Origin of the sequence: Undibacterium sp. Tian12W (genome assembly GCF_049339405.1) — a bacterium.
Lineage (GTDB): Bacteria > Pseudomonadota > Gammaproteobacteria > Burkholderiales > Burkholderiaceae_D > Undibacterium.
The window spans coordinates 31,954-47,614 of the sequence record NZ_JBMPPK010000005.1; the positions used below are offsets into that span (position 1 = coordinate 31,954).

29 protein-coding genes are annotated in these 15,661 nt (G+C 48.2%); all 29 read right to left on the bottom strand.

Annotated features, from left to right (window positions below):
- Positions 1-105 precede the first annotated feature (105 nt).
- Positions 106-1,083, bottom strand: a complete 978-nt coding sequence (locus ACO0LI_RS07400) for a DNA-directed RNA polymerase subunit alpha (protein ID WP_110255934.1) — start codon at positions 1,081-1,083, stop codon at positions 106-108.
- A gap of 104 nt (positions 1,084-1,187) precedes the next feature.
- Complete coding sequence (gene rpsD / locus ACO0LI_RS07405) at positions 1,188-1,811, bottom strand: 30S ribosomal protein S4 (RefSeq protein ID WP_423031976.1); 624 nt, start codon at positions 1,809-1,811, stop codon at positions 1,188-1,190.
- Between the two features lie 249 nt (positions 1,812-2,060).
- On the bottom strand, positions 2,061-2,465 hold the full coding sequence (gene rpsK / locus ACO0LI_RS07410; protein WP_110255932.1) for a 30S ribosomal protein S11: 405 nt from the start codon (positions 2,463-2,465) through the stop codon (positions 2,061-2,063).
- A gap of 31 nt (positions 2,466-2,496) precedes the next feature.
- Positions 2,497-2,862: a 30S ribosomal protein S13 gene (rpsM, locus tag ACO0LI_RS07415; RefSeq protein WP_186950499.1), complete on the bottom strand. Its 366-nt coding sequence runs from the start codon at positions 2,860-2,862 to the stop codon at positions 2,497-2,499.
- A gap of 27 nt (positions 2,863-2,889) precedes the next feature.
- Entirely contained in the window at positions 2,890-3,003 is a 114-nt protein-coding gene (gene rpmJ, locus ACO0LI_RS07420) for a 50S ribosomal protein L36 (RefSeq protein ID WP_014004415.1), read from the bottom strand.
- A gap of 33 nt (positions 3,004-3,036) precedes the next feature.
- Entirely contained in the window at positions 3,037-3,255 is a 219-nt protein-coding gene (gene infA, locus ACO0LI_RS07425) for a translation initiation factor IF-1 (RefSeq protein ID WP_005663428.1), read from the bottom strand.
- Between the two features lie 23 nt (positions 3,256-3,278).
- Complete coding sequence (secY, locus tag ACO0LI_RS07430; protein WP_422948926.1) at positions 3,279-4,616, bottom strand: preprotein translocase subunit SecY; 1,338 nt, start codon at positions 4,614-4,616, stop codon at positions 3,279-3,281.
- 25 nt (positions 4,617-4,641) lie between these two features.
- Positions 4,642-5,073 carry a 50S ribosomal protein L15 gene (gene rplO / locus ACO0LI_RS07435; protein WP_110255929.1) on the bottom strand — a complete coding sequence of 144 codons (432 nt, stop codon included), beginning with the start codon at positions 5,071-5,073 and terminating at the stop codon, positions 4,642-4,644.
- A 28-nt stretch (positions 5,074-5,101) separates the two neighbouring features.
- On the bottom strand, positions 5,102-5,281 hold the full coding sequence (gene rpmD, locus ACO0LI_RS07440) for a 50S ribosomal protein L30 (RefSeq protein WP_110255928.1): 180 nt from the start codon (positions 5,279-5,281) through the stop codon (positions 5,102-5,104).
- A 10-nt stretch (positions 5,282-5,291) separates the two neighbouring features.
- Positions 5,292-5,810 carry a 30S ribosomal protein S5 gene (rpsE, locus tag ACO0LI_RS07445; RefSeq protein ID WP_110255927.1) on the bottom strand — a complete coding sequence of 173 codons (519 nt, stop codon included), beginning with the start codon at positions 5,808-5,810 and terminating at the stop codon, positions 5,292-5,294.
- 12 nt (positions 5,811-5,822) lie between these two features.
- Positions 5,823-6,185 carry a 50S ribosomal protein L18 gene (gene rplR / locus ACO0LI_RS07450; RefSeq protein WP_110255926.1) on the bottom strand — a complete coding sequence of 121 codons (363 nt, stop codon included), beginning with the start codon at positions 6,183-6,185 and terminating at the stop codon, positions 5,823-5,825.
- Between the two features lie 12 nt (positions 6,186-6,197).
- Complete coding sequence (gene rplF, locus ACO0LI_RS07455; protein WP_162039558.1) at positions 6,198-6,731, bottom strand: 50S ribosomal protein L6; 534 nt, start codon at positions 6,729-6,731, stop codon at positions 6,198-6,200.
- Positions 6,732-6,741: 10 nt separating this feature from the next.
- Positions 6,742-7,137 carry a 30S ribosomal protein S8 gene (gene rpsH, locus ACO0LI_RS07460; protein WP_110255924.1) on the bottom strand — a complete coding sequence of 132 codons (396 nt, stop codon included), beginning with the start codon at positions 7,135-7,137 and terminating at the stop codon, positions 6,742-6,744.
- Positions 7,138-7,151: 14 nt separating this feature from the next.
- Positions 7,152-7,457, bottom strand: coding sequence for a 30S ribosomal protein S14 (rpsN, locus tag ACO0LI_RS07465; RefSeq protein ID WP_110255923.1), 306 nt, complete (start codon positions 7,455-7,457; stop codon positions 7,152-7,154).
- 7 nt (positions 7,458-7,464) lie between these two features.
- On the bottom strand, positions 7,465-8,004 hold the full coding sequence (gene rplE / locus ACO0LI_RS07470) for a 50S ribosomal protein L5 (RefSeq protein WP_110255922.1): 540 nt from the start codon (positions 8,002-8,004) through the stop codon (positions 7,465-7,467).
- Between the two features lie 4 nt (positions 8,005-8,008).
- Positions 8,009-8,323: a 50S ribosomal protein L24 gene (gene rplX, locus ACO0LI_RS07475; RefSeq protein ID WP_110255921.1), complete on the bottom strand. Its 315-nt coding sequence runs from the start codon at positions 8,321-8,323 to the stop codon at positions 8,009-8,011.
- 9 nt (positions 8,324-8,332) lie between these two features.
- Positions 8,333-8,701, bottom strand: coding sequence for a 50S ribosomal protein L14 (gene rplN, locus ACO0LI_RS07480; RefSeq protein ID WP_006464924.1), 369 nt, complete (start codon positions 8,699-8,701; stop codon positions 8,333-8,335).
- Positions 8,702-8,940: 239 nt separating this feature from the next.
- Entirely contained in the window at positions 8,941-9,213 is a 273-nt protein-coding gene (gene rpsQ, locus ACO0LI_RS07485; protein WP_110255920.1) for a 30S ribosomal protein S17, read from the bottom strand.
- Entirely contained in the window at positions 9,213-9,404 is a 192-nt protein-coding gene (gene rpmC, locus ACO0LI_RS07490; RefSeq protein ID WP_110255919.1) for a 50S ribosomal protein L29, read from the bottom strand. The genes rpsQ and rpmC overlap by 1 nt, the downstream gene beginning before the upstream one ends.
- Positions 9,405-9,416: 12 nt before the next feature.
- Positions 9,417-9,836, bottom strand: a complete 420-nt coding sequence (gene rplP, locus ACO0LI_RS07495; RefSeq protein ID WP_110255918.1) for a 50S ribosomal protein L16 — start codon at positions 9,834-9,836, stop codon at positions 9,417-9,419.
- A gap of 2 nt (positions 9,837-9,838) precedes the next feature.
- Entirely contained in the window at positions 9,839-10,672 is an 834-nt protein-coding gene (gene rpsC, locus ACO0LI_RS07500) for a 30S ribosomal protein S3 (protein ID WP_423031978.1), read from the bottom strand.
- A 9-nt stretch (positions 10,673-10,681) separates the two neighbouring features.
- Entirely contained in the window at positions 10,682-11,014 is a 333-nt protein-coding gene (rplV, locus tag ACO0LI_RS07505) for a 50S ribosomal protein L22 (protein ID WP_174244915.1), read from the bottom strand.
- A 6-nt stretch (positions 11,015-11,020) separates the two neighbouring features.
- Complete coding sequence (rpsS, locus tag ACO0LI_RS07510) at positions 11,021-11,296, bottom strand: 30S ribosomal protein S19 (RefSeq protein WP_110255916.1); 276 nt, start codon at positions 11,294-11,296, stop codon at positions 11,021-11,023.
- A gap of 10 nt (positions 11,297-11,306) precedes the next feature.
- Positions 11,307-12,134 carry a 50S ribosomal protein L2 gene (gene rplB / locus ACO0LI_RS07515; RefSeq protein ID WP_110255915.1) on the bottom strand — a complete coding sequence of 276 codons (828 nt, stop codon included), beginning with the start codon at positions 12,132-12,134 and terminating at the stop codon, positions 11,307-11,309.
- A 2-nt stretch (positions 12,135-12,136) separates the two neighbouring features.
- Entirely contained in the window at positions 12,137-12,451 is a 315-nt protein-coding gene (rplW, locus tag ACO0LI_RS07520) for a 50S ribosomal protein L23 (protein ID WP_110255914.1), read from the bottom strand.
- Positions 12,448-13,071 (bottom strand): 50S ribosomal protein L4, encoded by a 624-nt coding sequence (gene rplD, locus ACO0LI_RS07525; protein WP_422948929.1) that lies wholly within the window; start codon positions 13,069-13,071, stop codon positions 12,448-12,450. Before rplD ends, rplW begins: the two co-directional genes overlap by 4 nt.
- A 3-nt stretch (positions 13,072-13,074) precedes the next feature.
- The gene (gene rplC, locus ACO0LI_RS07530; protein WP_110255912.1) at positions 13,075-13,731 is read right to left on the bottom strand and encodes a 50S ribosomal protein L3; all 657 of its coding nucleotides are present in this window, start codon (positions 13,729-13,731) and stop codon (positions 13,075-13,077) included.
- 223 nt (positions 13,732-13,954) lie between these two features.
- Positions 13,955-14,272: a 30S ribosomal protein S10 gene (rpsJ, locus tag ACO0LI_RS07535; protein WP_110255911.1), complete on the bottom strand. Its 318-nt coding sequence runs from the start codon at positions 14,270-14,272 to the stop codon at positions 13,955-13,957.
- A 132-nt stretch (positions 14,273-14,404) separates the two neighbouring features.
- Positions 14,405-15,595, bottom strand: a complete 1,191-nt coding sequence (gene tuf / locus ACO0LI_RS07540; protein ID WP_422948930.1) for an elongation factor Tu — start codon at positions 15,593-15,595, stop codon at positions 14,405-14,407.
- Positions 15,596-15,661: the final 66 nt, after the last annotated feature.

Below are 15,661 nucleotides of genomic sequence, written 5' to 3' on the forward strand. Positions count from 1 at the left end.
AAATGCCAGCTCTTCTATCGATAAGCAAACTTATCGCGGGCCGGTAATTATTTTTACTACGGTTAAAAAACGGGCAGGCTGTCTCAGCCCACCCGTTGGACAAAATTATTTTTCCAGGCCAGCAGGTGGCCAGTTTTCCAGCTTCATGCCCAGAGACAAACCACGGGACGCCAGAACTTCCTTGATTTCGTTCAAGGACTTGCGACCCAGATTTGGTGTCTTCAACAGTTCATTTTCGCTACGTTGGATCAGATCACCAATGTAGTAAATGTTTTCTGCTTTCAGGCAGTTGGCTGAACGTACTGTCAGTTCCAGATCATCGACTGGACGCAACAGGACAGGATCAACTGCAGGTGCGCGGGATGGGGCTTCAGCAGCGGCTTCAGTACCTTCCAGGGCAGCGAAGACATTCAATTGATCAACCAGCACGCGGGCAGATTGACGGATTGCTTCTTCTGGGGAGATGACGCCATTGGTCTCAATATTGATAACCAGTTTATCCAGATCAGTACGTTGTTCAACGCGGGCAGATTCCACAGCGTAAGAAACACGGCGTACTGGGGAGAAAGACGCATCCAAAATCATACGACCGATGGTTTTGTTCGCATCTTCAGACAAGCGACGAACGTTACCTGGCACATAGCCACGGCCTTTTTCTACCTTGATCTGCATGTCCAGCTTACCGCCAGCTGTCAGATTGGCGATAACGTGATCTGGGTTAATCAGTTCTACGTCATGCGGCAGATCGATGTCGGAAGCCAATACAGCGCCTTCGCCATCTTTTTTCAATGTCAGCGTGACTTCATCACGGTTGTGCAACTTGAAGACTACGCCTTTCAAGTTCAACAAGATATCGACGACGTCTTCTTGCACGCCATCGAGGGAAGAGTATTCATGAACGACACCGGCGATCACAACTTCAGTCGGTGCATAACCAACCATAGTGGACAACAGTACGCGACGCAATGCGTTGCCCAGTGTGTGGCCATAGCCACGTTCAAACGGTTCCATCACGACTTTAGCGTGACCGGCACCCAACATTTCCACATCGATAATACGTGGTTTTAACAGATTGTTTTGCATGAATGTCCTTTTCAATACCCTCGGTTCGTTACACCGATAAGGCTGACGGCATTAAAGAAAAAAGCCTGCCTGTAGTAAAACAGGCAGGCGGTGAAACTTGAATATTAACGAGAATACAATTCAACGATCAGGGATTCGTTGACATCGTGAGCGATATCGCTACGATCTGGCATGGACTTGAAAGTACCTTCCAGTTTTTTCGCATCAACAGCTACCCATGAAGGCATGCCGGATTGTTCTGCCAGGGACAGAGCTTCAGCGATACGAACTTGTTTTTTCGCTTTTTCACGAACAGCGATCAAATCACCAGCTTTAACCTGGTAAGAAGCGATGTTAACAACGATGCCGTTGACTGTGAATGCTTTATGGCTGACCAGCTGACGTGCTTCAGCGCGTGTGGAGCCGAAGCCCATACGGTAAGCAACGTTGTCCAGACGGGATTCCAGCAATTTCAACAGTGTTTCGCCTGTGTTGCCTTTTTGACGGTCAGCTTCAGCGAAGTAGCGGCGGAACTGACGTTCCAAAACGCCGTACATACGTTTAACTTTTTGCTTTTCGCGCAATTGGTTACCGTAGTCAGAGGTACGAGCACCAGAAGTGCGACCATGTTGACCTGGTTTTGCGTCCAGTTTGCATTTGGAGTCCAGGGAGCGACGTGCGCTCTTCAAGAACAGGTCCGTGCCTTCGCGACGGGAAAGTTTTGCTTTTGGTCCGATATAACGTGCCACGATGTTTTCCTTGTAAATGACGTAATGTTTTCTACACTACGCTAGTCTGATCTGCCTGCAACCAGACGGTGGTCTTAACAACAAAGACTGTGCCTTTGATTATTTTTTTGTACTCTGAAATTTCCACAACACAAAACCCGCCAACGAAATGGCGGGTCTGCATTCTAACGGAGATTCCGCAAGAATGCCAGCAGAGAATAAATCTGCTTGCCTAAATCGCTTACATAATAAGCGGCTTAGAGCTCCAACTTAGATACGACGACGCTTTGGAGGGCGGCAGCCGTTATGTGGAACTGGAGTAACGTCTTGAATCAGGGAGATCTTGATACCCAGATTGTTCAAAGCGCGTACTGAAGATTCGCGACCTGGGCCTGGGCCTTTGATACGAACTTCCAGATTTTTGATACCGCATTCAACAGCCACTTTACCTGCTGCTTCTGCTGCGACCTGCGCTGCAAAAGGAGTAGATTTACGTGAGCCTTTAAAACCAGCACCACCGGCTGTTGCCCAAGACAACGCATTGCCTTGACGATCAGTGATCGTGATGATGGTGTTGTTGAAAGAAGCGTGAACGTGAGCGATACCTTCCGCAACGTTCTTTTTAACTTTCTTACGCGCACGTGCTGCTGCAGCGTTATTTTGAGCTTTTGCCATAATGTTTTCCTTGGATCCGGGCTAGCCTGGATTATTTCTTCAAAGATTGCGCTGCTTTACGTGGACCCTTACGAGTACGCGCATTTGTACGTGTACGTTGGCCACGGCAAGGCAAGCCTTTACGATGACGGAGACCACGGTAGCAACCCAAGTCCATCAAGCGTTTGATGTTCATGGACAGTTCACGACGCAAGTCGCCTTCGACGATAAATTTACCGATTTCGTCGCGAAGCTTCTCGAGTTCGTTGTCATCCAGATCCTTAACCTTTTTATTGGTCAAAACACCTGTTGCGTCACAGATTTTCTGTGCGCGTGGACGGCCAATACCATAGATAGCTGTTAAGCCGATTACGGTATGCTGATGATTTGGGATATTAACCCCTGCGATACGTGCCATTCGTTATTCCTCGTTCAATAACGTTAATTAACCTTGGCGCTGCTTATGGCGTGGTTCTGTGCAAATAACACGAACAACACCCTTGCGCTTGATGATTTTGCAGTTGCGGCAGATCCGCTTAACTGATGCGAGAACTTTCATTTTTGCCCTCTTTCCTTCTAGTTCATTTTAAATTTACTTGGTACGGAACACTATTCGCGCCCGGCTCAAATCATAAGGCGTCAATTCCACTGTCACCTTATCACCTGGAAGGATACGGATATAATTCATCCGCATCTTCCCGGAAATATGGCCAAGTACAACATGCCCGTTTTCCAACTTAACTCGAAATGTTGCATTCGGAAGATTCTCAAGAATCTCGCCCTGCATCTGTATAACGTCGTCTTTTGCCATTCGATCTGCTGTCCCCTGGGCGATTACCTTGAAGGAATCCCGCCCTTGAAATTTGCTTTACGAAGAAGCGATTCATATTGCTGGGACATAACATAGTTCTGTACCTGCGCCATAAAGTCCATGGTTACCACCACGATAATCAGCAGAGACGTTCCGCCGAAATAAAATGGTACTTTCCACTTCGCAATCAAAAATTCTGGCAACAGACAAACCAGCGTAATGTAAATCGCACCTGCCAGCGTCAAACGCATCAATATCTTGTCGATGTAGCGTGCGGTCTGGTCACCTGGACGTATCCCGGGAACAAAAGCACCACTCTTCTTCAGGTTATCAGCGGTTTCTTTGCTATTGAATACCAAAGCGGTATAAAAGAAGCAGAAGAAAATGATCGCTATTGCATACAACAAAGCGTGTATCGGTTCACCAGGCGCCATCGACGCTGCCAGATCCTTCAGGAAAGTGATAAAACCACTTGTAGAAGATTCTGCACCCTTGGTAAACCAGCTCGTAATCGTCGCCGGGAACAAGATAATCGATGAAGCGAAAATAGGAGGAATAACACCAGCCATATTCAACTTCAGTGGCAAATGACTGCTTTGACCACCGTAGATCTTGTTACCAACCTGGCGTTTTGCATAATTCACCAGGATTTTGCGTTGACCACGCTCTACAAACACGACAGCAAACGTTACTGCAGGTACAACAAGACAGATAACCAGTGCGGCAAAGTTACCCATTTGACCGGTACGGACCAGTTCAAACAAATTACTCAGACCACCAGGCAAACCTGCTGCAATACCGGCGAAAATGATGATGGAGATACCATTTCCCAGACCGCGCTCAGTGATTTGCTCACCTAACCACATCAGGAACATAGTGCCCGTCACCAGCGACAATACCGTCGTCAAACGAAATGCCATGCCAGGATCAAGTACCAGACCGGCCTGACCTTCGAGACCGAACGCAATAAAATAACTTTCGATCAGGGCCAGAACCACAGTGCCATAACGTGTAAATTGCGTAATCTTTCTACGACCGGACTCGCCCTCTTTTTTGAGCGCTTCCAGTTGAGGAGAGACGATCGACATCAATTGCATGATGATCGACGCAGAAATATACGGCATGATACCCAGAGCGAATACAGTGAATCTTTGCATCGCACCACCAGAGAACATATTAAACATACCCAGCAAACCACCCTGGTTTTGTTTGAACATGTCTTCCAGCACTTTGGCGTCTATACCCGGCACAGGAACATGTGCACCAATCCTGTAGACAACCAGTGCCGCCAGCAAGAACCAGAGTCGCCCCCAGGGAAACCCGCTTGCAGCACTTTTAGCTTGTTGTGGAGATGTTGCCAATTAATGCTCCGGTTGTCTGCTTCGATTAAGCGATTGTGCCACCAGCAGCTTCGATTGCAGCTTTAGCGCCTTTAGTGACGATCAAGCCGTTCAAAGAAACTTTCTTGGTGATAGCACCAGACAAGATCACACGGACTACACGTGCGAGCTCAGAAACTACGCCGGCTTGTTTCAAAGCCAAAACGTCGATCTCTGTCACTGGCAGGTTTTCCAGATCTGTCAAGCGAACTTCTGCTTTGTACGGTGTTGCCAGTGATTTGAAACCACGTTTTGGCAAACGACGTTGCAGAGGCATCTGACCGCCTTCGAAACCGACTTTATGAAAGCCGCCTGAACGGGATTTTTGGCCTTTATGACCGCGACCCGCTGTTTTACCTAAGCCTGAACCGATACCGCGACCAACACGACGTTTGTAGTGTTTTGCGCCATCAGCTGGCTGGATTGTATTCAATTCCATAATTTGCTCCGATCGCAAACCTGACGGTTTACGATACAACCTTCACAAGATACGAGACTTTATTGATCATGCCACGTACGGATGGTGTGTCTTCCAGTTCGGAAACTGAATTAACACGACGCAGACCCAGGCCACGTACAGTTGCACGGTGATCCTGGCGTGTGCCGATCAAACCTTTAACCAATTGCACTTTTACTGTCTTAGACATGAGGTGCTCCTTAACCGAGAATTTCTTCAACAGTTTTGCCACGCTTTGCAGCGATTTCAGATGGAGTACTCATCTTGGCCAAACCATTCAAAGTTGCACGAACCATGTTGTATGGATTTGTGGAGCCGTTGGATTTCGCCACGACGTTTACAATACCCATTACTTCAAAAATCGCGCGCATTGGACCACCAGCGATAACGCCAGTACCTTCTTTTGCTGGAGAAATCATGACGGAAGACGCGCCGTGCTTGCCAGTAACGGTGTGTTGCAGAGTACCGTTCTTCAAAGTCACTTTGATCATCTTACGACGTGCTTCTTCCATCGCTTTTTGTACAGCAACTGGAACTTCTTTCGATTTCCCTTTGCCCATACCGATACGGCCATCGCCGTCACCAACGACTGTCAGCGCCGCGAAACCCATGATACGACCACCCTTGACCACTTTGGTCACGCGGTTGATCGCGATCATTTTTTCGCGCATGCCATCATCCGGCTTGTCGGCTGCTGTTTTTGCTTGCATTTTTGCCATGACAAATTTTCCTTAGAACTTCAAGCCAGCTTCACGGGCTGCTTCTGCAAGCGCCTTGACGCGACCGTGGTAACGGAAACCGGAGCGGTCAAACGCAACTTCGGTAACCCCTGCTTTGATTGCCTTCTCTGCAACACGTTTGCCGATCAAGCTCGCTGCAGCAGCGTTGCCGCCTGCACCAGACTTGCCAGCCAACTCTGCACGTACTTCTGCTTCTACTGTAGAGGCAGATGCCAACACTTTGGCGTCTGGGCCAATGATGTTTGCATAGATGTGCAGGTTTGTGCGATGCACGGCCAGGCGGTTCACTTTGAGTTCTGCGATCTTGGCACGGGTTTGACGTGCGCGGCGCAGACGTGATTGTTTCTTGTCCATCGTCAACCCCTATTACTTCTTCTTGGTTTCTTTAATCACAACCACTTCGTCCGCATAGCGAACGCCTTTGCCTTTATAAGGCTCTGGACTGCGGTATGCACGAACTTCAGCGGCAACCTGACCAACTTTTTGCTTATCAATCCCTTTGATCAGGATTTCAGTTGGAGTTGGTGTTGCGCATGTAACGCCAGCTGGCATTGCGTGAACAACCGGGTGCGAGAAACCAAGAGACAAATTCAATTTGTCGCCTTGAGCTTGCGCTTTGTAACCAACACCGACCAGATTCAGTTTCTTTTCGAAACCTTTAGTGACGCCGTTAACCATGTTATTGACCAGGGCACGCAGGGTACCGCTCATCGCATTGGCTTCACGACCATCATTAGCTGGGGAAAAACTCAAAGTGCCATTGTCGTTCGCAATTGTCACCAGGCCGTTCAAGGCTTGAGACAACACGCCCTGTGGGCCTTTAATTGTAATCTGCTCTGTCGAAATGGTGACTTCAGCACCTGCCGGCAAAGCGATTGGCATCTTACCTACTCGAGACATCTTTCACTCCTTAGGCGACGTAGCAAATCACTTCGCCACCGACACCGGTTGCGCGCGCTTTGCGGTCAGTCATGACGCCTTGTGGTGTGGAAACGATCGCCACTCCCAAACCGTTCATGACACTTGGGATCTCATCTTTACCTTTGTAAATACGGAGACCTGGACGTGATACACGTTCCAAGCGTTCAATCACAGGACGTCCTGCGTAATATTTCAAGCCGATTTTTAATTCGGACTTACCTGCAGTTTCAGAAACTGCGAAATCTTCAATGTAACCTTCGTCTTTAAGTACGTTCGCAATTGCGATCTTTACTTTGGAGGACGGCATCGCGACGACAGTCTTTTGAACAACTTGTGCGTTACGGATGCGGGTCAGCATATCGGCGATAGGATCGCTCATACTCATTGCTTATTCTCCTATTACCAGCTGGCTTTAGTCATACCCGGGATTTCACCACGCATGGCGACTTCACGGAGTTTAATACGGCCCAAACCGAATTTACGGAATGTGCCACGTGGGCGACCTGTCAAAGCGCAGCGGTTACGCTGACGAGTCGGATTGGAGTTACGTGGCAATGCCTGCAACTTCAGACGGGCAGCGTACTGCTCTTCTTCAGTTTTTGATTGGTCATCAATGATGGCCTTCAATTCGGCACGCTTACCAGCGAATTTCTTCACCAGGTCTGCACGCTTTTGCTCACGATTAATCAGTGCCAGTTTTGCCATGGCGACCTCAGTTTCTGAACGGAAATTTAAATGCGGCGAGGAGTGCTTTCGCTTCGTCGTCGGTCTTTGCTGTTGTCGTGATACTGATGTTCATACCACGCAACGCGTCGATCTTGTCGTATTCGATTTCAGGGAAAATGATCTGTTCCTTGACACCGATATTGTAGTTACCACGACCATCAAACGCACGACCAGAAACGCCACGGAAGTCACGTACACGTGGCAGTGCCACTGTGATGAAACGGTCCAGGAATTCATACATCTGAGCGCCACGCAAAGTTACCATACAACCAATTGGATAACCTTCACGGATTTTAAAACCAGCGATCGCTTTGCGAGCTTTGGTAACTACTGGTTTTTGACCAGCAATCTTGGTGAGGTCACCAACCGCATGCTCAATAATCTTTTTGTCTGCAATTGCTTCAGACAAACCCATGTTCAGGGTGATTTTCAAGATACGTGGAACTTCCATAACTGATTTGTACGCGTACTTTTCAGTCAGTTCACCAACGATTTTATCTTTATATATTGCTTGTAGACGGGCCATGATGTTATGCCTTCACAACTTCGCCAGTCGACTTGTAGATACGGACTTTCTTGCCATCCACTACCTTGAAGCCTACACGGTCTGCTTTGCCAGACGCTGCATTAAACAATGCAACATTCGACACATGAATCGGCATCACTTTATCCACGATGCCACCTACTGCGCCAGTCATTGGGTTAGGCTTAACAGCTTTTTTAGCGACGTTAATACCTGCAACAACAACGTAATCGCTATCGATGCAAACTTGCACCTGACCGCGTTTACCTTTGTCTTTACCCGTCAAGACGATGACTTCGTCGTTTTTACGAATTTTGTTCATCACGACCCCTTACAGCACTTCTGGAGCCAAAGACACGATTTTCATAAAGCGCTCAGTACGCAGTTCGCGTGTTACTGGGCCGAAAATACGAGTACCGATAGGCTCAAGTTTTGCATTCAACAATACTGCAGCATTGCCATCAAATTTGACCAACGAGCCATCTTGACGACGAACACCCTTAGCTGTCCTCACGACAACGGCGTTGTAAATTTCACCTTTTTTTACACGACCGCGCGGAGCAGCAGACTTAACAGTGACTTTAATTACGTCACCAATACCCGCATAACGACGCTTGGAACCGCCCAACACTTTAATGCACAAAACTTCGCGCGCACCAGTATTGTCAGCCACTTCCAGCCGGCTTTCTGTTTGAATCATAATGTTCTCTTTCCCAACTTAATCCACACAACTTGCACAATGCAAATTTGTAGTCAGTCTTGGTCCCGCCAGCTAACCCCTACATAACCTACAATGCACGAGCCAACTGATTAGGTGGACGATTTTTTTAACACTTTCACAACAAGAGGGCGTTATGAAAGACATTTAGGCTGTCACTCGCATACTTTGCAAATGACAGCCCATTATTATTACACCAAAAAACGATTTGTGCAATAAATTTATACTACTTGTGCGACTTGAACCACACGTGTCACTGTCCAAGCTTTAGTCTTGGAGATAGGACGACCTTCTTGAATTTCAACGGTGTCGCCGGCCTTTGCCTGGTTCGCTTCATCGTGTGCGTGGTACTTAGCACTACGGACGATGATCTTGCCGTACAAAGGATGCTTGACGTGACGTTCAACAACCACTGTTACGGTTTTGTCCATCTTGTCGGAAACAACCTTGCCAATCAATGTGCGCTTCAGTGCGACTTTAACTTGATCGTTCATTATTTGGCATCCTTCTGGTTCATGACGGTTTTCACACGTGCGATGTCACGACGAACTTTCTTCAATTGAGAAGTGTTAGTCAGCTGTTGCGTAGCGATTTGCATACGCAGGCTGAATTGCGCCTTCAACAATTCATTCAGTTCTTTGGTCAAAGCCGCCTGATCCTTACCTTGGAGTTCAGATACTTTCATTTACAACTCCTATTATTGGCCGACTTGACGGACGACGAACGTTGTCAACAGCGGCAATTTAGCTGCAGCCAAGCGGAACGCTTCGCGTGCCAGCGTCTCATCGACACCATCCATTTCGTACAACATTTTGCCTGGTTGAATCTCGGCAACGTAGTACTCTGGATTACCTTTACCATTACCCATACGGACTTCCGCTGGTTTCTGGGAAATTGGCTTGTCCGGGAAAATGCGGATCCAGATACGGCCACCGCGTTTAATGTGACGAGTCATTGCACGACGCGCTGCTTCAATCTGACGCGCTGTGATACGACCACGACCAACTGCCTTCAAGCCAAACTCACCGAAGGAAACTGCTGTACCACGAGTATGCGAGATACCCTTGTTACGGCCTTTCTGTTCCTTACGATATTTTCTGCGTGCTGGTTGCAGCATGATTATTCTCCTGCTTTCTCAGCCGGTGCTGCAGCGTCAGCTTTTGCGCGTACGCGCTTGGCTGACGGGGCTGCTGCGCCGGTCGTCGGTGTTTGTCCTTCTGGACGCTTGGCGCGTGGACGGCTATTTGGCTTGCCATCATCACGACGTGGACCGCGACGTTTTTTGTCGTCTTCCGGTGTCGATTCGATAACAGGCGCATCGCCATTTGCCAAACGATCGCCTTTGTAGACCCATACTTTTACGCCAATGATGCCGTAAGTTGTGGATGCTTCGCCAAAGCCGTAGTCGATGTCAGCACGCAGAGTATGCAGAGGCACGCGGCCTTCGCGATACCATTCTTTACGTGCGATCTCGATACCGTTCAAACGACCACCAGACATGATCTTGATACCTTGAGCGCCCAAACGCATTGCATTTTGCATCGCACGTTTCATCGCGCGGCGGAACATGATGCGTTTTTCCAGTTGCTGAGCGATAGAATCAGCGATCAGTTGAGCATCGATTTCTGGCTTGCGAATTTCTTCGATGTTGACGTGAACTGGCACGCCCATCAATTTCGACAATTCAGCTTTCAATACTTCAATATCTTCGCCTTTTTTACCGATCACAACGCCTGGACGGGAGCTGTATATCGTGATGCGTGCGTTTTTAGCAGGACGCTCAATAACGATGCGGCCTACAGACGCGTTTTTCAGTTTCTTCTTCAGGTATTCACGTACCTTCAGATCCTCGATGAGCATGGAGGCAAAGTTACCATTGCCAGCATACCAACGAGAAGACCAGTTACGTGTTACTGCCAAACGAAAACCGGTTGGATGTATCTTCTGTCCCATCGTGACTCCTTAGTTACCAACGGTCACATAAATGTGACAGGATTGTTTAGAGATACGATCACCACGACCCTTAGCGCGTGCTGTGAAGCGCTTCAGAATCGCACCTTTTTCGACATAGATAGTCTTTACTTTCAGCTCATCGATATCTGCGCCATCATTGTGTTCGGCGTTTGCAATTGCAGACTCCAACACTTTCTTGATGATCGCAGCACCTTTTTTAGGGCTGAATGCCAGGATATTCAATGCCTGATCTACTTTTTTACCGCGAATCAGGTCAGCCACCAGGCGACCTTTTTGCTCAGACAGACGCACACCGCGCAAATTTGCTTTAGTTTCCATCATCGGTCCTTATCTCTTAGCCTTTTTATCGGCAGCGTGACCCTTGAACGTACGGGTCAGCGCGAATTCGCCGAGCTTGTGACCAACCATGTTTTCGGAAACATAAACTGGTACGTGTTGCTTACCGTTATGAACCGCAATGGTCAAACCGATGAAGTCCGGCATAATTGTCGAACGACGGGACCAAGTCTTGATTGGCTTTTTGTCTTTAGTCGCTTGCGCGGTTTCGACTTTCTTCACCAGGTGGGCGTCGCAAAACGGCCCTTTTTTCAATGAACGTGTCATGTTTTATCCCTTATTTCTTGCCACGGCGTGAGACGATCATCGAAGTAGTGCGCTTGTTGCGACGAGTCTTCTTACCCTTGGTTTGCTGACCCCATGGTGATACTGGGTGACGGCCGGCTGCAGTTTTACCTTCACCACCACCGTGCGGGTGATCGACCGGGTTCATGACCACACCGCGAACGGTAGGACGAACACCACGCCAACGCATTGCACCAGCTTTACCGATTTTGCGCAGGTTATGCTCACCGTTGCCTACTTCACCGATAGTCGCGCGGCATTCGATATGAATACGACGAACTTCACCGGAGCGCAGACGAACTTGAGCGTAAGTACCTTCACGTGCCATCAGGACAACGCCAGCACCAGCTGTACGTGCAATCTGAGCACCTTTACCTGGCAGCATTTCTACGCAATGCATAGTTGTACCGACCGGGATATTACGGATAGGCAAGCAGTTACCAGATTTGATCGGCGCTTGAGAGCCGTTCATGACCTGATCACCAGCAGCCATACCTTTAGGGGCAATGATGTAAGCACGTTCACCATCCGCGTAGCACAACAAAGCAATGTGTGCTGTACGGTTAGGATCGTATTCAATACGTTCTACTTTTGCAGGGATACCATCTTTGGTGCGCTTGAAGTCAACCAGACGATAATGCTGCTTATGACCACCACCGATATGACGGGTAGTGATGTGACCGTTGTTATTACGGCCAGCAGTTTTTGATTTCTTTTCCAACAAAGCAGCGAACGGACGACCTTTGTACAGGCCTTCTGTCACTACCTTCACCATACCACGACGACCTGGTGAGGTTGGCTTCATCTTAACGAGTGCCATGCTTATGCCCCCTCAGTGAAGTTAATTTCCTGACCTGGCTTCAAGCATACAAAAGCGCGTCTTGTATGATTGCGGCGGCCATTAAATTTACCGGTACGTTTTTGTTTACCTTGACGATTTGCCACTTGTACAGATTCAACTTGTACTTTGAACAGCAATTCGACGGCAGCTTTGATTTCTGGCTTGGTTGCATCTGGCATAACCAGGAAAACCACTTGCTCATTCTTTTCAGCAACCATAGTTGCTTTTTCAGAAATAACAGGAGCCAGCAACACCTTCATCAGGCGTTCTTCGCTAATTTTGACTTGTGCGCTCATGCCAGCATCTCCTCAATCTTTGCCAGTGCTGGCTTAGTGATCAACACTTTCTTGTAGAACACCAAAGAAACTGGATCAGCATAACGTGGCTCAACAACCAATACGTTTGCCAGGTTACGCGCTGCCAACATCAGGTTTTCATTGAATTCGTCAGTAATGATCAGGACGGAATCCAGGCAACCCATTGCTTTCAGTTTTTCGGACAACAGTTTTGTCTTAGGTGCGTCAACAGTCACATCGTCAACCACATTCAAACGACCTTCACGAGCCAACTGAGACAGAATCGAGCAGATACCTGCGCGATACATCTTTTTGTTAACTTTGTGAGAGAAATTCTCATCAGGCGAGTTCGGGAATATACGACCACCGCCACGCCACAATGGAGAAGAAGACATACCAGCACGTGCACGACCAGTACCTTTTTGACGCCAAGGCTTCTTGGTTGTGTGATGGACTTCTTCACGATCTTTTTGTTTGCGATTACCGCTACGAGCATTGGCTTGGAATGCAACGACGACTTGATGGATCAAGGCTTCATTGTAGTCACGACCAAAGATAGTATCAGGAGCGGCTACGTTCGACGCTGCTTGACCTTGTTCGTTTAGGAGCTTCAGTTCCATGGATTAGGCTCCCTTCTTGGCTTTAACTTTAACAGCAGGAGATACAATCACCTGACCATTTTTTGCACCCGGCACGGCACCCTTCACCAGCAACAACTGACGCTCTGCATCTACGCGAGCGATTTCCAGATTTTGCACAGTGCGAGTTGCATCACCCAGATGACCAGTCATGCGCTTACCAGGGAATACACGACCTGGATCCTGCGCCATACCGATAGAACCAGGTACATTATGCGAACGGGAGTTACCGTGAGTTGCACGACCAGAAGAGAAATGGTGACGTTTGATCGTACCGGCATAGCCTTTACCAATCGTTACGCCTTGCACGTCTACTTTTTGACCAGCTTCGAACATACCAACAGGCACAACATCGCCTGCTTTCAGTTCAGCAGCTTTAGCAGCATCAATACGGAATTCTTTTAATACAGTACCAGCTTCAACACCTGCTTTTGCGAGGTGACCGGCAGCCGCTTTTGTTACGCGGGATGCACGGCGCTGACCGAAAGTTACCTGAACAGCGGAGTAACCGTCTGTTTCAGGAGTTTTGACTTGCGTCACGCGGTTGTTGGATACGTCCAAAACAGTAACAGGAATCGAATCCCCATCATCTGTAAAGATGCGCATCATACCAACCTTGCGACCAACTAGGCCCAAGCTCATTGTTTTCTCCATTCTCACCTACGATTGGGTGAGGCTGATGTTTAAAAAACTTAAACGAATAGGCCAGCCGGAGCTGACCTACATCTAAGCCTTCGATTATAGCCCGCAAATTTTTTATTTACAAGACTAATTTATTTGAATTTTCGAAAAATTGTGGTATGTCGAATTTTCAGTATTTTTCTGAAAACACTAATTTGCATCAGTATTTTCAAATCAATAAGAATTATTGCAATTTGATTTCTACGTCAACGCCAGCTGGCAGATCGAGCTTCATCAACGCGTCAACTGTTTTGTCAGTTGGGTCAACGATGTCCATCAAACGCTGGTGAGTACGGATTTCGAATTGATCACGGGAAGTTTTGTTCACGTGTGGGGAACGCAGTACGTCGAAACGCTGGATACGTGTAGGCAAAGGAACCGGGCCTTTAACAACTGCGCCAGTGCGCTTGGCTGTTTCTACGATTTCCAGAGCGGACTGATCGATCAGTTTGTAATCGAAAGCCTTCAGACGGATACGGATTTTTTGATTTTGTGTGGACATGTTCATTCCTATAAAGAGCGAGCCAGGTACGGCAGAGCCGCCGGCATATTTAATAAAGAGCGAAAACTAAATTGGCTGCCGCATTAAATTCAATACGACAGCCAACTAGTATACTACAAATTACGGCAGATATTACTCGATGATTTTAGCAACGACGCCAGCACCGACTGTACGGCCACCTTCACGGATAGCGAAGCGCAAGCCTTCTTCCATCGCGATCGGGTTGATCAACTTAACAGTGATAGAAACGTTATCACCTGGCATGACCATTTCTTTGTCTTTCGGCAACTCGATCGAACCAGTTACGTCCGTTGTACGGAAGTAGAACTGTGGACGGTAGTTGTTGAAGAATGGTGTATGACGGCCACCTTCATCTTTGGACAGAACATAGATCTCGCCTGTGAAGTGCGCATGTGGCTTGATGGAGCCTGGTTTTGCCAACACTTGACCACGTTGGATATCTTCACGTTTTGTACCACGCAGCAATACGCCGACGTTATCACCAGCTTGACCTTGGTCAAGCAGTTTGCGGAACATTTCAACGCCAGTACATGTTGTTTTGACTGTGTCTTTGATACCGACGATTTCGATCTCTTCGCCAACTTTGACGATACCGCGTTCGATACGGCCAGTAACAACTGTACCGCGACCGGAGATGGAGAATACGTCTTCTACTGGCAACAGGAAGGCGCCGTCAACAGCACGTTCTGGTGTTGGGATGTAGGTATCCAGAGCATCAGCCAGCTTCATGATGGCTTCTTCACCCAGAGGACCTTTGTCGCCTTCGAGGGCCAGTTTAGCGGAACCTTGAATGATAGGCAGGTCGTCGCCTGGGAATTCGTATTTGGACAGCAATTCACGAACTTCCATTTCAACCAGTTCCAGCAACTCAGCGTCATCAACCATGTCGCATTTGTTCAGGAATACGATGATGTATGGAACGCCAACTTGGCGGGCCAACAGGATGTGTTCGCGAGTTTGTGGCATTGGGCCGTCTGCTGCGGAGCAAACCAGGATGGCGCCGTCCATTTGAGCCGCGCCAGTAATCATGTTTTTAACATAATCAGCATGGCCTGGGCAGTCAACGTGGGCGTAGTGACGACCAGCTGTTTCGTACTCAACGTGGGCTGTATTGATAGTAATACCGCGCGCTTTTTCTTCTGGTGCTGCATCGATCTGGTCGTATGCTTTAGCTTCGCCGCCGAATTTTTTCGACAGGACTGTTGCAATCGCTGCTGTCAGTGTGGTTTTACCGTGATCAACGTGACCAATTGTACCGACGTTGACGTGCGGCTTGGTGCGCTCGAACTTACCTTTTGCCATTTTATTCTTCCTTCAAAAAGAACGATTTATCAACAATAGAAAACCTACCCCGGCATGGGGCAGGCC